Raw genomic sequence first — 14,651 nt, forward strand, 5'->3', positions numbered from 1 at the left:
CCATCGCCTCGGATAGGTGCCTGTTGCCCTCCACAGGCATGATCTCCAAACAACCCCTCCCATGGAAACCTCCAGCCTCAAGTATGCTCTTGATCTCCTCCAGCGGCATGGCAGCTAACGGCGCCACAGGCCCCCCCTTGATGTGCAGTTGCGCTGTGTAGGGAGCGCATATTTTGGCCTGTTCCTTTGGGTTCTCGCCCACGTATAGGCAGTTGCCCATGTCAAAGTAGATGCCAACCGCTGGATGATTGAGTCCCCTCACTAGCTCAGCTAGAGCCCATGGCTTGTACCAGTTGACATGCTCTAGGGCCAAGGTTATTCCCAGATCTAAAGCCTTGTCCGCCAGCGGTAAAATATGCTGCCTGTAGATACTTAGGTACTCGCTCACTTTCAGGCTCTCTTCCTGCGTGGCCAGCAGTATAGCATCGGCACCTATGTCATGAGTGAAGGTGATAAGCTTGTCCACGTGCGATATTATCTCTGTCCTCTCCTCATCGTTGAGGGATGCGAAATGCCCAAAATGTCCCATGCTGGTGGAGAGTATAGGTAAGCCAGTACTCTCCACGACGTTCTTGTAGTAGTCGGCGGAATGAGCATCCAGCCCTGCTATCTCCGAACGAGTGAGCGCCAGCTCAACGAAGTCGTATCCCAGGGCCTTTAGTATCTTCATGCGATCTTCCAGAGTATCACCTAGTACGCAATCCTGACGAGCTCCTATAAGCACCTTCTTTCTCCTCTCGAAGATTTTACCAGGCAGCCTGCGGGGCCTCCGTCCGCAACAAGTCGTTGACATCTACAGGCATACCAGATCTTGCAGACCTATCATTGGCTATGGTTACAGCCAGTGTGCGCACCGCGCTGAGGTAATCAGACCTGAGGATCTCTGGATTAGAGGTCCTCACCGCCTCTATAAAGGCTTTATCCTCCTCCAGCATCGGGTCATGTTCCAGACCGAACTCCTCGACATCATCTCCTCGCCGGACCTTGAGTGAGATATCCATCGAAAGTATGTAGTCCTTGCAGAAGATGTGAACACCCCTTAGATCTGGTAATCCAGAAGGGCCGGTGAGGAAGTTGATAGCGAAGCTGCATACGGCTCCGTTGTCGAACGTGAAGGTCGAAGAGTTAACATCAAATATATCGTACTCCGGATTGTCCAAGTTGTTTATCCGTGTGGCAGCGGCTGCATAGACCTTACGTATCTCCCCCACCAGGAACCTGAGAAGATCCACCTGATGAGTAGCCATCTCTATCATCATGCCACCGGATCTATCCTGTCGGTGATACCAGCTGGTGCCAGGAGTCCTGGTAAAACGTAGGACTATAGCCTGCCCAATAACCGTATGCTTCAAGAGCTCAATGGCTTTATCTATAAAGCCCATATACCTCAATTGATAGCCCGCGGTAGCTATAACTCCCTGCTCGTTTACCCTGCGCAATATGTCATTGGCCACTCGCAGATCCAGTGCTACAGGCTTCTCTACGAGCATGTGCAGGTTCGCATCCAACGCAGCATGTTCTGGATCGCCATGTGCAAACGGAGGCAGGCAGATATAGACCGCGTCTAGCCGCTCATTTCTCATCATTTGTCTGTAGTCAGTGTACGTAGCGGCTTCGATCAGCCTGGGCTCCACGCCCTCGGCTTCCGATCTGGTCAGGATGTTCTTGTTTACGTATTCCCTGGCCTCTTCCACCCTGTTGGGAGCTATATCACATAGAGCGACAACTTCCGCCTCATGTATAGAGGCTAGGTTAAGCAGGTGACTTGTAGCTATCCCTCCCGTTCCTATGAAACCGATGCGCACAGCCATATCTTCAAAATCCTTTCAAGGTTATTCAGCAGGCGATCCCGCCCCTCACATTCTGCCACAGATTCCGGACTATTTATAACGGTTTAGTCCTCGTAACTTAGAGATATCTCTAGACCATCGTAACCAGCGATAGTGCTGGGAAACACCTTGCGAGCGTTCTCTATATACTTGGACGGATCGGCCATCATAGGACTGTAATGGGTTAACCACAGCAGCTTTGCACCGGAAGCTGAGGCCACTTTTGCAGCCTCGGTAAAGGTCATGTGGGGCACATCCCAGTCCTTGGGACGCATACTCTCATCTCCATACATGCCCTCAGATATGAGCAAGTCAGGAGGTTGGATCTTAGAAGCAAAGGACACAAGATCCTCGGTGAACCTGGTATCAGTTATAAACACTAGCTTCAGGCCTTTTCTTGGCGGGCCTAGGACGTCTTGAGGTTTGATCGCTCTTTCGCCTACCACGACGCTCTCACCCCGCTGGAGACGTCCCCACAGATCTCGGGGAACCCCCAGGGAATTAGCTTTTTCTACATCGAATTTGGGGCTTCTGGGCGCGTACAGAGAATAGGAAAGACAAGGTACATCGTGCTCCGTAGGACCAGCAAACAGCTTCAGGTTATCCATTACATCCACCTCATCCCCGACATCAAGGGGAACAAAATAGACGGGATAGGGCAACCTTGGAGCAAAGACCCTGATGGACTCCAGCACAGGTAACACCGATGGCGGGCCAAAGATGCGGAGAGGTTCCTCAGCTCCCCTCTGACTGAAAGCCAGAGTCAGTAGCAAGCCTGGCAAGCCCAGCACGTGGTCGGCATGCGAGTGTGTGAGCAGGATAGAGTCTATTCTCCTGATGCCCCAACCCTTAGCTCTAAGAGCTACCTGAGTGCCCTCCCCGCAGTCTATAAGAAAGAGTTTGCCGCCGATCCTTATCAAGGCTGATGAAAGATACCTGCCCGGCAGTGGTAATGTTCCACTTGTCCCTAAGAGAGTAACATCAAGCATAAGATCAGCTGAAATCCTCAAATGCTCATTATTGGCAATTCAATCACACACTATACCCTATAGTCTGCAACCTTGGCACGCACAATGCTCACGCTCACATCGAGAAGAATATCTCTACAGGAGGTAAGAAGATGTCGATACAGAGATGGGACCCATTCAGGGAGATGATGAGCCTTAGGGACGCGGTCAACCGTTTGTTGGAGGAAAGCTTCGTGAGTCCCTCAATGCTACTGGGCACAAGGGAATCTTCCTTCCCGGTGGATATCGAAGAAACAGATGACAACTTTGTGCTGAGGGCATCACTGCCAGGATACAAACCCGAGGAGATTAATGTATCCATAACTGGTGATACGCTCACGATCAGTGCCGAGCACAGGGAGGAGGGCGAGAAGAGGGAAGGTAGTTACCTGGTGAGAGAGCGCAGGCTTGGAAAGGTGATGCGTACGTTCACCCTACCGACCAGGATAAGTGGCGACCAGGCCAGCGCCAAATACGAGAACGGAGAACTGGTGCTCACCCTGCCGAAGGCGGAAGAGTCTAAGCCAAGGAGAATACAGATCACGACAGGGGCACAGGCTTCTCAGCCATCCATAGAACCTCAGTCCACTACCCAATAAATTTAGTCCTGAGGCTGTGCTGCTGGCACGGCCTCAGGTTCCCCTGGTTTTGTATAAGCAAAACTAATACACTTTATTACGTACAAAATCATAATATCTCGGGAGATGTCAGTGACGGCTAGAGTTGAAGCTAGTATAAGGGAACCTGAGGACTTCCCTAGAGAAGCTATAAAGTACCTGAAGCCATTGGTAAACTATGCTCGCAGGCGCATCAGATATTACGAATCGACAGGCGAGCTAGCCCCAGGGTTTGTGCATCCAATAGAGGTTGTAGACCAGGCCCTTGTGGATGCACTGCGCAGGTACCGAGAGTTACCTCCAGACAGTCCACTGTACCCATGGCTTAGAAGGTTTGTAAGAAGAGTACTGAACAATCTGGTAAGGGAGGCTCGGCAGAAGCGCAGGGAGATTTCTCTCGAACAACCGATAGGAGGCAACTACGACTCCGACTACCTAATGGAACGACCTATAAGGCTGATGGACGTACTCCCTGACCCAACAGCTCCGATTCCTGACGAGATAATAGAGAGGCGGGAGTTCCAGTCAGCACTGGCCGGCATGCTCGGACACTTGCCTGAATCCTGGAGGGAGCCATTCCTGATGCACATTGTGGATGGTATGAACATAGAGGAGATAGCCCGCATCGAGGGGCAGAGGCCAGAGGACATACGCTACAGGATAGAGCTGGCCAGGAATTACCTCAAAGAGATGCTAACCGAAGAGTATGAGGAGCTGGAAGGGTCTGCACCATCTGAGGATATATTCTCCAAGGTGGAGAGCATGCATCTGGAAGATGAGCAGAGCAGGAAGATCCAACAGAAGCTAGAATCTGCTACAAAGGATATATCTAACGCCTGAAGTCCGGATAGTGGAGAGAGGAAACCCTATGCGCTACAGATACCTGCGCTATCAATACACAATCAGTGCTCCTTTTGATGATCTGAACGTCATGAGCGGGTTGCTGGGCATCCGGCAGCCCATGTTCCGACTGGGCTCCACAGTATGGAGGCCTATGACGGATATATGCGAGACACCAAGGCATATAAGCATCATCGTCGAGCTTGCAGGTATGAAGGCCGAGGACATAGACGTCACTTTGTACGAGAATGCGCTGGTTATAGAGGGTGAGAGGAGCATAAACATCTGCGGAGAGGACGGAGTGTACAGACATGCTGAGATCCGACACGGCCCGTTCCGACTAGAGATAGCGATAGCCACGAATATAGATCCTGAAGGTGTTGAGGCAAACTACGATAACGGTATACTTCGCATCACGCTGCCCAAAATAGTCGAAAACAGCAGAAGCTAACTACCATGGAGGCCAATATGAACAACCAGGAGCAGCTGGAGGCCAACATACCCACACTGTTGCCTGTGCTGCCTCTAAGGGATTCAGTGATATACCCCTTTGCGGTGCTGCCGATAGTTGTAGGGCAAGAAAGGTCCATACGGCTAGTGGACGACTCCATGAGGAGCCGAAGGCTGATCGTGCTAGTGGCCCAGCGAAGCAGGAACATCGAGCAGGCAGGACCGGATGATATCTACAGAATCGGCACAGTAGCGACCATACATCACCTAGTTAGGGCGCCCGACGGCACGCTGAGAATCGTAGTGCAGGGTGTGCAGAGGGTGAGGATTCTCGATTTTATATCCACCCAGCCCTACCTGGTAGCCAGAATAGAGCCTGCTCCAGATCAGACCGAGAACAACGTGGAGGAAGAAGCCCTCCGGCGGGTGGCTGTCGACTTGTTCCGCAGGATAGTGGAGATCTCACCTGACCTGCCAAATGAGATGCTACCTACTCTTGACAGTATCCGGGATCCGGTCCAAACCTTCTATTTCATCGCGGGAGCTATCCAGCTTGACGTCGGTACGAGGCAGGAACTGCTTGAGCTGGAGCCTCTAGAAGTCAAGTTAAGAAGGCTGGTCGAGATCCTCCAGAAGGAGCTGTCGATAAGGGAGATAAGCCAACGCATCCAGAGTGAGACGCAGGAGAGGCTTACTCAGGCCCAGAGGGAAGCTTACCTGAGAGAACAGTTACGTACTATCCAGTCCCAGCTGGGGGAAGGACCTGAACAGTCCGAGGTCAACGAGCTCAGACGCAGGATCGAAGAGGCAGGACTACCTGAGGAAGCTAGGAAAGAAGCCGAACGGGAGCTGAACAGGCTGTCGACCATCCCCATGGCTTCACCAGAGTACGCCATTATCCGGACATATCTGGAATGGTTGGCGGACCTGCCATGGAATAATCTCTCCGGTGGAACGATAGACACACAGAGAGCCAGGGAGATCCTGGATGAGGACCATTATGACCTGGAAAAGGTAAAGGACAGGATAATAGAGCACCTAGCCGTCCGCAAGCTTAGAGAGCAGAGGATAGGCACTCCCCCCGGTCAAGAAGATACAGGCGAGCAGAACATAACACTTTCAGGATCTGGTGACACGCTGAGAGAACCAATCCTGTGCTTTGTTGGACCTCCAGGTGTCGGTAAGACCAGTCTGGGGCAGAGCATAGCCAGGGCGCTGGGGAGAAAGTTCATCCGCATGAGCCTGGGAGGTATAAGAGACGAAGCCGAGATCAGGGGGCACCGCAGGACCTATATAGGAGCCATGCCGGGCAGGATCATCCAGGGCATGAGGAGAGTGGGCACCAAAGACCCAGTATTTATGCTGGACGAGATAGACAAGATAACGGTGGGTTTTCAGGGAGATCCTGCAGCCGCACTATTGGAGGTCCTCGACCCTGCACAGAACCACAGCTTTGTTGATAACTACCTGGGAGTTCCATTTGATCTCTCGCAGGTGCTGTTCATAGCTACGGCAAACACTCTAGATACCATCCCTGCTCCCCTGCTGGACCGAATGGAAGTCATACAGATATCAGGTTACACCGAGCAGGAGAAACTTTTCATTGCACAGAGGTATCTCATACCTAAGCAGATGCGAGCTCATGGCATCCAGGACAGCGAGCTAAGGTTCACCGAGGAATCCATCAGAAAGATCATCAGAGAATATACACAGGAGGCAGGAGTCAGAAACCTCGACAGGCAGATAGCGACGATCTGCCGCAAGGTGGCCAGGGCAATAGCAGACGGTGTAGCCCAATCCATCGAGATGACCCCAGACAATCTGCAGGAATATCTGGGGCATCCTAGACACTTCCACAGCACTGCCGAGAGGATAACGCGACCTGGCGTAGCCACCGGACTGGCGTGGACACCTACAGGTGGGGAGATTCTGTTCATCGAAGCCACTATGATGCCAGATCCCCACCCACGAGTGATACTCACAGGTATGCTAGGGGAGGTAATGAGGGAATCGGCACAGATAGCTCTATCCTACGTCCGGTCAGAGGCTGACCCTTTGGGAGTGAACCCAGACGCCTTCACAGGCAAGACTGTACACATACATGTTCCAGCTGGGGCTATACCCAAGGACGGTCCATCTGCAGGGCTGGCTATAGTGGCTGCTCTGGCCTCCCTGGGCTCAAGCAGGCTGGTACGCAGCGACGTTGCCATGACTGGCGAGATCACGCTGAGAGGCAAGGTTCTTCCCGTGGGTGGCATAAAAGAGAAAGTGCTTGCTGCCCACCGAGCAGGCATCAAGACGGTGATCCTACCCAAAGAAAACGAACAGGATCTGGAGGATATACCCCAAGAGCTGAGGGATCAGATGCGATTCGTGCTAGTAGATAACATCGAGGACGCTATGCAGGTCGCATTAACCGAGCTGCCGGTGCTCGAGGAAACCTGATACATGATAGGGTACAGGTATGCCTAAGCAGGCAACCTGTACCCGAAGGGCCAATGTTATGAAGATACTGCCAAAAAATCCAGCTCCAGGCGGACCTCATCCGACACATTGGCCACAAACGGCACCTGAGGAATACTTATCCCCCAGTCGGCATACTTGATAGTGGCAGCTGCATTACCCGTTATCCTGTTCTGGCTCTCAGGCTTGACGGTAACATCGAAAGTCACTTCCCTAGATACGTCTTTGATCTTCAGATCTCCAGTGATCTTGAGGTTGTAGGTACTACCGATGGCAGGATCGCTTGGTAGGCCGGTGATTTCTTTGGGAGTAAAAGTTATAAACTCGTAGCTGTCGGTCTCTAGGATTCTGTTCTGGATAGCTCGATCTCTCTGGGAGCTATCAGTCCGGAAAGTACGAGCATTTATCCGTATGGTACCCACACGAGTGGATGATACGTCGTTCGGATCTACGGAGATCTGCCCTGCTACTTGATTAGTGGTCCCAATCACCGTTTTGGGAGAACCGTTCAAAACCTCATCGATGATGAACTTGGCCTGAGAGCCTTCCTGACTGATGGTGAAGATACGGGCATTGGTATCCCCGGAAGGGGTAGACACAGGATCCGCAGTCAGAGGACCGCTCGGTGCCGCTGTAGGCTTAAGGTAACTGTAAGCTACGACTGCTATTATTAGCAGTACGACAACTGACAACAAGGCAGCTAGCTTCTTCATCCATACCCCCTGCAAATCATTTTTGCCTATATGTAAAAAGGGTGGTGGTGCTGAAACCACCACCCCCACTGATAGCTCAGGATTACTAGCCTGACAAGCTGGATGGTCGCTCAGTGAGCGTTACCTCTTTGGTAATCGTCTGGCCATCCCTCCTGATGGTGAGCGTTATCTTATCTCCAGGTTTGTGCTCTCTCAAGAGTTCCACAAACATGCTCTCGTTGGTGATCCTCTGGCCATCTATGGCAATTATTATATCTCCTCTGCGCAGACCAGCCTTCTCGGCTGGGGTACCAGGCTCGACGCTCGCGACGTATTGACCGAGAACATGGGGCAGGTTCTCTATAACGGAAACCTCAGGATATAGGAACTGCGTTCTTATGCCTATGTAAGGGTAGACAACCTTACCATTGCGTATGATCTCATCGGCCACCCTCTTAGCGGTGTTTATGGGGATGGCGAAGTTAATACCCTCAACAGTTACTCCTGATTCGGTGCTGCGCTGTCCAAGGGTGTTTATACCCACTACCTCGCCCTGCATGTTGAGCAGAGGGCCACCGCTGTTGCCAGGGTTCACAGCCGCATCGGTCTGTATGAGCCCGAACAGACTGTTGCCCGTCTGGGTGATCCCTGGATAGTAGCCTGGCTGCTCGGATATAGGCTCCTCCTCCGACCTATTGAGAGCCGAAACCACACCAGTAGTGACTGTGGGGCCTCCAGGCAGCCCCAAAGCGTTACCTATAGCTACTACAGGCTCACCCACTTGCAGCTTGGAGGAATCTCCCAGCCGCAGAGGCTTGAGATTGGAAGCCTCAACTTTCAGCACTGCTAGGTCTGTGGTGGGGTCAGCCCCTACCAGCTTGGCTGAGAGTATCCTGTTGTCCGGCAGTACGACGGTTATCTTGTCAGCGCCATCCACAACGTGGTTGTTAGTTAGTATGTGTCCTTGGGTATCTATAATGAAACCAGATCCGGTCGCATATCCTTGAGAGATGCCTCTTATATAATTGCCGTCGGATGTCTGCTGGGCGATGATCTCAACGACACCGTCCTTCACTTCCTGCACCAGTTGAGGCACATTGAGTGTAGCGCTGGTCAGGCTATAGAGTTGACTACCGGTATTGCTGTTGCTTGAACTGGTTGTATTGGTTGAGGCCACGGACGTCGCCGTAGGTGTAACGGTGGTACTACCAGTAGTTGCAGGTGCGAATTGGCACGCTGCCAGTAAGGGCACCATAATTAGCGCCAAAAGCAATCCCCTGATGCCGCCTTTCATAATTCTAGCCTCCACTATGTGTTCCTGATTGTCTAGTTCAAATGTATCCAAAGCAAATCAGACGACCCTAATAGATGGATAAGAAAAACGTAAGAAATAGCGCCTAGTAAGAAGGAAAACTTCAGGATCTTGGCCTGCTAATTGCTAGAAAAATTTCTTGTCATCCTCTTACTTTATTCATATTTGTGCTTTAGGTTGTGTGCGGACAATGGGGAGTAGATAAGGTTTCAGGAAGGTATTACAGAAAGGAGTCAATATGCAGAAGAGAATCGTAATGTACTCTAATCGTAACGAGATGGACAGAGGGATAAACAGGTTGACCATCGAAGGCTGGATGGTACAGTCCATAACTGCTCTCGAGTCCAGGAGCTACAGAGTGGAGTTTGTGCGCTCCTCTTACGAGGAGGAAAACTTGCAGGTCAATGCCCAGGCTCTAGCTCCGAACGAGCCTCTATCCAGCTTCTCCTAGGCTTTGGTGGGGGCGATAGGCCCCCACCCCTTCCATACCCGCGCACTAACTGACTCGGATATTCCCCATCATGGCCATATCCTCGTGCTCAAGGTTGTGGCAGTGGAAGACGTACTTACCCTTGTAACCATCGAAACTCGCAAGGATCTCAACAGTATCTCCCTGCCCCATGTCTACTGTGTCCTTCCAGCCTGCATCGTAAGGGCTGGGCGGACCACCGTTGCGACTTAGCACCTGAAAGTGAGCCAGATGCAGATGCACTGGGTGGTGGACATTAGAGGTGATGCGCCATACCTCTATGGCACCAAGCTCTACATCTGCATCTATCCTCGTGGGATTAAATGGCTGTCCATTAATGGTCCACATAGCCATAGGGGCATGACTGCTGTTGCGGGCCACACCACGTGCAAAGACGAATCTCCCTCTGACCAGGGCATCTGAAGCCGTCAGCCTTTCGACCTTAGAGAGTTGCGATGGGATTTGACTGTATTCATCCGCGTTTCCCGAAACTCTAAATTGCATTACCAAAGCGGTCTTGCCATTGCCCAGCTCATTTCTCAGGGTTATCACGTCTCCTGCTTTGTATCCCGAGAAGTCGACTATCAGATCGTACCTCTCAGCCGGCGCTATCTCCAACTTGGGTAATCTTACAGGCGACTCCAGGAGCCCCACATCACTACCTATCTGGGTGAAAGAATAACCTTCGGCAGGTAATGGATCGAGCACAAGCCTGTATCTTCGGGCATTAGAGGCGTTCAGTATGCGGAACCGATAGCGCACGCGAGATACATTCATATAAGGCCAAGGGACTCCGTTTACCAGGATAACATCTCCCAGCACGCCATCCATGTATTCGTTGACGACTCCAGGCTGCCCCATCAGGGATGGGTCAAGGGATGGGTACATAAGAGACCCATCTTCGTCAAAAGACCCATCACAGATCATAAGCGGAATATCCCTGTCCTCAGATGGCAAAGGCAGCGATCTCTCCTGGTCATCAGCAATCAGGTAGAAGCCCGCCAGTCCCCTGTAAACCTGGGGGCCGGTGAAATCCATTCGGTGATCGTGATACCAGAGGGTGGCAGCCGGCTGCCGATTGGGATACTCGTAAGAGTATTCGCCGTGCCCTATGACCCTGAGGCTATGTCCCTCAAGCTCATGCGTGTGTGATTGGCCTGAGGGGAGAACTAAGTCCGTCGGATAGCCGTCATGCTCTGGTGGCGTCTTCCCTCCATGAAGGTGCACCACAGTGGGTACGGGCAGAAGATTTTGATGCGTAACTACTACTCTTCTGCCACTAGTAGCCTTGATGGTCGGGCCCGGAAACATACCGTTGTATCCCCATATCTCCGTCCGCAAGCCAGGCAATATCTCTACCCTAGCGGGCATCTGGACTATTCGGTAGTAATCTGTGCCTGAATCTCGCCTAACTGGCTTCAGGACAGGAGGTACCGGCAGAGGATTTTCAAACTCCCTGGGAAGAGGGATGCGGCTCTGTAAGCGGGTGCCTGTCAGGCCGACATCGAAGAATCTGTCAGCAAGCCTGCCTACACCACAACAGGTTCCACAACAGGCCAGAAGCAGCCCCCCAGCCCCGATGGCCCCCATCTTCATGAACCGCCTGCGTGAGAGCTTCGCGCCGCTCATCGAGCCCTCCCAAGGATTTCGCGCCAAGAAGAGTAGGTAGTCAATGCAGTTATCAGGAAAATCAGTAAGGCGTTTACAGGATGTAGTGCTGAGATGAGAGGTAGGGCATTCATATTGGCAGTTATATACTGTCCTATCAGCAATAAGAGCAGGCCTATAGAGGACACTCTTGCCCACATCGGCATGCGACCAATAATGGAAATAATGAGCATCAATAATGGCACCCACTCAAACACATGTACCAGAGTAGCGTGCCAGGTCCAATATACAGGGTTATAAAAGACTGAAAGTCCTGCAATGAATACTTGTAATAGGACAAACAAAGCAAACAGTGAAGTCAATAAACTATATAGCACCATACTTACACGTGACATATTCGCAGCTTGCCTCCCATTTACTACGAGATTAGTTCGAGGAAAGCAGACCTAACGAACCAGGCAGCTTCCGTTGACATGCTAGCGAATGAACCAGTTGGCAAATAATCCACCAAAGGATAGATTTCAGTGGTTTAGAGGAGTTGAATTCCGGATTGATGGAGATTCATCTGATGAGTCCGAGCTCTCGAGCCCGGGAGAGAGCTTCTACCCTATTCTTAGCACGCAGCTTTCTGTAGATGTTATTTACATGGCTTTTGACAGTACCAACTGCAACGTACAGTTCCCTCGCTATCTCGCTGTTGGTATGCCCAGAGGCCATAAGGGAAAGGATCTCAAGCTCGCGTTCGCTGAGTGGTTCCAGCAGATCCTGACCTTGAGCCTGGCCTGCGGTAGTTGGGATCTCTGTCTGATACTGGGGTTTGAAGGTATCATCCAGCACCTCAGTAGCTGGATAATAAGCCTTCAGGTAGAGGTCAGAGTCGGTTTCAGAACGAGCAAGCAATCCCTCCCTCACCATGGACTCCAGCACGGAGCGGGAATCTTCAAGCGACATACCAGTAGGTGAGGCAAGCTGAGCGGGAGTAATAGTGCTACTCCTATGAAGAACCCTGACTATCCTGGACACGGTAACAGAGTCTTTGCCTGTTGATCTCCCTCTGACACCCCATAAAATTGCTAGCAGCAGCGCCGTGGCACATATGGGGAAGATCCACCAGAAGCTGGAAAGGGGTGCTAGAGTGACGGAGACTAGCCCTGTAAGGATGATATAAGTTATAAGCAGAGCCAGATCTAAAGTACCTATGCCGTTTGAAGTCATAACACTCCTTATAAAGAGTAAATTTATGAGACCGGAAAAGTTATCCTTATTATAAAGGCAGTTGACATTTATGCCGAACACGTTGTTGAAAAAGCTGGGCTATAGAACTTTACCATTAGCCATAATCCTGGGGGTATCGATCCTACCTCTTTACTGGTTCAGCAAGTACATGATAATTCGGCCAGATAGTGCATGGTATCTGCTGCAGGGGTTCAACCTATTATCAGGTAGAGGATACACCGTCTTCGATCAACTGCCAATGCCACTGCGCGGTCCCGTGCTGCCGCTGGTGGTGGGCACGCTGAGCATGATCCTGGGCAACGATCCTGTGTCGATAGCTTGGAGCATGAAGGTGCTCTCGCTAGCTAACCCACTGCTCATCTTCCTGATCACCAGGCGACTGAGCGACTACTGGGCAGGGTGTGTTGCGGCCCTCCTGTGGAGCTTTTTCAGTATTGAGGGGCATCTGGAGCATGTATTCACGGTGGACAGCCTGCTGCTGACATTCGTTCTGCTGCAGCTGGCCATAATCTTGTCTGATGTGGATTCACCTAGGGCTTGGAAACCGGTAGTCTCGGGAATACTACTTGCGCTGGCCGTACTGACAAAGGAGACAGCAATGGTGCTCCTGCCTATGGGCATTATCTACTGCCTGTTGATGTGCAGAGGTTTCAGGTGGCTTGCGCTGCACTACACGGCCGCAGCGATCGCCTGTGCCCCATGGTGGATATGGGTATGGCTGAAGACGAGGGAGATATACCTGTTCTCCAGCACGCAGGAGACGATCTTACGATTTCGCTTGCAGGAGTGGATAGTATACATATCACCTCTGCTGGTGGCAGGTATCTTGGCAGCGAGTGTGTTGGGCCGGCACGGATCACGCCTGAAGGCTATTTGGTACTACCTATTAGGTTACCGGCAGGGCGCAGCAGTAGCCATCAATGGGGTCTGGGTACTAGCAGTCAGCTGGATGCTGCTCAGGGGTGCTAGAGGGGAAGTGTATGGCACCAGCACCTGGGACTATCTATGGAATGTGCTACGTCCAGAGTTCCATTTATGGATGCTGGTACCTGTGGCCTATGTGTTCGCTCTCAGACAGTCATTCGCTAAGAAACCGTCCTGGGTGGTCTACACCCACTACGTGTTCCTATGGACACCGCTGGCACTGTTATTGATGGTGATCAGACTTGCGCCTCGTCAGTGGTTGGTCTATCAGGCTCTGGCCTACATAGCGATCGCAGCAATGATATTCACGTTGGCAAGAAGATCGATCATCCTCCTGCGGGACAGCACCCAATTCACAGCCAAGATAGCTGGGGTCCTAAGCCTGACATTGCTCGTGGTACTGCTAACCTCAACTGTCACATCGCAAGTCAAGGCTCTTACATCCCCTCCGGAAGGCTATAACATATGGGAGACGAACTTACAGGCAGAAATGGCCCTCTATCGATGGCTATCTAATAACGTGCCTAAGGGTGAGTCGCTGATCATCGCCACACACGACCGTAAGGCCTCGCACCAGCTCAACTTGACCGCCTTCCTGACGGCCAAAGACTACAGGTGGATGCCACTGCAAATAGGACGCGTGAAGATCGGTAAGCTGCTAAACCGCAGCTATAGTAGGCTCACCACGCCGGCGTGGTTAGACAGCCAATACTACTGCTCTTTCCGGTACATCTCGGTCATGACGGTGCTACGCCAGATGTCAGCTACGGATGCGAAGTACATAGTCGTCCCGCTGAGGGCCGACTCCTACCCTGGGAACAACGCGCTGGTAAGATCTATGCTGCGGACAGGACTCTTTGACCTATCTTACTACCGTGCCGTCACATTGTATAGCCCAGAGGAGCACAGGAATATCCAGCTCACACATGTGGTCCTCAAGCGCAATGGGCTCAAGCTAGGCAAAGCGACAGAGGTACCGACTATCCTTGATAACTCCACGCTAGGACGCCTGAGAGAATGCGCAGCCAAATCGGTCGGTGACAACGCCGAGCTGGCGATAGCGCTCGCACTACCTAACGGCATGACACTTCAGAAATTCACCCCGGAAGGCAAAGCCGAGTACCAAGACATATGGAGATGGGCTTATAGTTCAACCAATCTCCAGCCCAGCAGGTGAGTTCGACAATCCCGCTTCTATCAGCTA

At 51.8% G+C, this 14,651-nt stretch carries 14 protein-coding genes; 6 read left to right on the forward strand and 8 right to left on the reverse strand.

All coding sequences use genetic code 11. The annotated features are described in order from the left end of the window. The 3 genes from N2245_RS09170 to N2245_RS09180 form a co-directional block, all read right to left on the reverse strand. Positions 1–670: sugar phosphate isomerase/epimerase family protein (locus tag N2245_RS09170; RefSeq protein ID WP_494536437.1), on the reverse strand; the 670-nt coding region annotated here is incomplete at its 3' end. Positions 671–746: 76 nt separating this feature from the next. Next, positions 747–1,811, reverse strand: coding sequence for a Gfo/Idh/MocA family protein (locus N2245_RS09175; protein WP_494536438.1), 1,065 nt, complete (start codon positions 1,809–1,811; stop codon positions 747–749). An 83-nt stretch (positions 1,812–1,894) separates the two neighbouring features. Beyond that, positions 1,895–2,818: a ribonuclease Z gene (locus N2245_RS09180; protein ID WP_494536439.1), complete on the reverse strand. Its 924-nt coding sequence runs from the start codon at positions 2,816–2,818 to the stop codon at positions 1,895–1,897. Between the two features lie 131 nt (positions 2,819–2,949). Here N2245_RS09180 and N2245_RS09185 point away from each other — a divergent pair, with 131 nt between their 5' ends. From N2245_RS09185 to lon, 4 genes are all read left to right on the forward strand, one after another. Continuing rightward, the gene (locus N2245_RS09185; RefSeq protein WP_494536440.1) at positions 2,950–3,435 is read left to right on the forward strand and encodes an Hsp20/alpha crystallin family protein; all 486 of its coding nucleotides are present in this window, start codon (positions 2,950–2,952) and stop codon (positions 3,433–3,435) included. A gap of 111 nt (positions 3,436–3,546) precedes the next feature. Beyond that, entirely contained in the window at positions 3,547–4,293 is a 747-nt protein-coding gene (locus tag N2245_RS09190; protein ID WP_494536441.1) for an RNA polymerase sigma factor, read from the forward strand. Positions 4,294–4,321: 28 nt separating this feature from the next. Continuing rightward, positions 4,322–4,744, forward strand: a complete 423-nt coding sequence (locus N2245_RS09195; protein WP_494536442.1) for an Hsp20/alpha crystallin family protein — start codon at positions 4,322–4,324, stop codon at positions 4,742–4,744. A gap of 17 nt (positions 4,745–4,761) precedes the next feature. Next, on the forward strand, positions 4,762–7,188 hold the full coding sequence (gene lon, locus N2245_RS09200) for an endopeptidase La (RefSeq protein ID WP_494536443.1): 2,427 nt from the start codon (positions 4,762–4,764) through the stop codon (positions 7,186–7,188). Between the two features lie 56 nt (positions 7,189–7,244). On the opposite strand, the gene N2245_RS09205 is transcribed toward lon, so the two are convergent. Then, positions 7,245–7,919 (reverse strand): YceI family protein, encoded by a 675-nt coding sequence (locus N2245_RS09205; protein ID WP_494536444.1) that lies wholly within the window; start codon positions 7,917–7,919, stop codon positions 7,245–7,247. An 85-nt stretch (positions 7,920–8,004) separates the two neighbouring features. Further along, the gene (locus tag N2245_RS09210) at positions 8,005–9,192 is read right to left on the reverse strand and encodes a S1C family serine protease (protein ID WP_494536445.1); all 1,188 of its coding nucleotides are present in this window, start codon (positions 9,190–9,192) and stop codon (positions 8,005–8,007) included. Positions 9,193–9,448: 256 nt separating this feature from the next. Between N2245_RS09210 and N2245_RS09215 the strand changes: the two genes are divergently transcribed. Continuing rightward, the gene (locus tag N2245_RS09215) at positions 9,449–9,661 is read left to right on the forward strand and encodes a hypothetical protein (RefSeq protein WP_494536446.1); all 213 of its coding nucleotides are present in this window, start codon (positions 9,449–9,451) and stop codon (positions 9,659–9,661) included. A gap of 45 nt (positions 9,662–9,706) precedes the next feature. On the opposite strand, the gene N2245_RS09220 is transcribed toward N2245_RS09215, so the two are convergent. The 3 genes from N2245_RS09220 to N2245_RS09230 form a co-directional block, all read right to left on the reverse strand. Beyond that, entirely contained in the window at positions 9,707–11,308 is a 1,602-nt protein-coding gene (locus N2245_RS09220; protein WP_494536447.1) for a multicopper oxidase domain-containing protein, read from the reverse strand. Next, the gene (locus N2245_RS09225; RefSeq protein ID WP_494536448.1) at positions 11,305–11,682 is read right to left on the reverse strand and encodes a DUF6220 domain-containing protein; all 378 of its coding nucleotides are present in this window, start codon (positions 11,680–11,682) and stop codon (positions 11,305–11,307) included. The genes N2245_RS09220 and N2245_RS09225 overlap by 4 nt, the downstream gene beginning before the upstream one ends. Before the next feature lie 166 nt (positions 11,683–11,848). Beyond that, on the reverse strand, positions 11,849–12,502 hold the full coding sequence (locus N2245_RS09230) for a response regulator transcription factor (protein ID WP_494536449.1): 654 nt from the start codon (positions 12,500–12,502) through the stop codon (positions 11,849–11,851). Positions 12,503–12,572: 70 nt separating this feature from the next. Here N2245_RS09230 and N2245_RS09235 point away from each other — a divergent pair, with 70 nt between their 5' ends. Next, positions 12,573–14,624 (forward strand): ArnT family glycosyltransferase, encoded by a 2,052-nt coding sequence (locus tag N2245_RS09235; protein WP_494536450.1) that lies wholly within the window; start codon positions 12,573–12,575, stop codon positions 14,622–14,624. Positions 14,625–14,651: the final 27 nt, after the last annotated feature.

Source organism: Thermobaculum sp. T2p (assembly GCF_059335935.1).

What these genes read in the sequence shown, in the direction of transcription:
- N2245_RS09175 (WP_494536438.1), bottom strand. Translation starts at nt 1,811, where the DNA reads ATGGCTGTGCGCATCGGTTTCATAGGAACGGGAGGGATAGCTACAAGT.
- N2245_RS09180 (WP_494536439.1), bottom strand. Translation starts at nt 2,818, where the DNA reads ATGCTTGATGTTACTCTCTTAGGGACAAGTGGAACATTACCACTGCCG.
- N2245_RS09185 (WP_494536440.1), top strand. Translation starts at nt 2,950, where the DNA reads ATGTCGATACAGAGATGGGACCCATTCAGGGAGATGATGAGCCTTAGG.
- N2245_RS09195 (WP_494536442.1), top strand. Translation starts at nt 4,322, where the DNA reads ATGCGCTACAGATACCTGCGCTATCAATACACAATCAGTGCTCCTTTT.
- lon (WP_494536443.1), top strand. Translation starts at nt 4,762, where the DNA reads ATGAACAACCAGGAGCAGCTGGAGGCCAACATACCCACACTGTTGCCT.
- N2245_RS09205 (WP_494536444.1), bottom strand. Translation starts at nt 7,919, where the DNA reads ATGAAGAAGCTAGCTGCCTTGTTGTCAGTTGTCGTACTGCTAATAATA.
- N2245_RS09210 (WP_494536445.1), bottom strand. Translation starts at nt 9,192, where the DNA reads ATGAAAGGCGGCATCAGGGGATTGCTTTTGGCGCTAATTATGGTGCCC.
- N2245_RS09215 (WP_494536446.1), top strand. Translation starts at nt 9,449, where the DNA reads ATGCAGAAGAGAATCGTAATGTACTCTAATCGTAACGAGATGGACAGA.
- N2245_RS09220 (WP_494536447.1), bottom strand. Translation starts at nt 11,308, where the DNA reads ATGAGCGGCGCGAAGCTCTCACGCAGGCGGTTCATGAAGATGGGGGCC.
- N2245_RS09225 (WP_494536448.1), bottom strand. Translation starts at nt 11,682, where the DNA reads ATGTCACGTGTAAGTATGGTGCTATATAGTTTATTGACTTCACTGTTT.
- N2245_RS09230 (WP_494536449.1), bottom strand. Translation starts at nt 12,502, where the DNA reads ATGACTTCAAACGGCATAGGTACTTTAGATCTGGCTCTGCTTATAACT.
- N2245_RS09235 (WP_494536450.1), top strand. Translation starts at nt 12,573, where the DNA reads ATGCCGAACACGTTGTTGAAAAAGCTGGGCTATAGAACTTTACCATTA.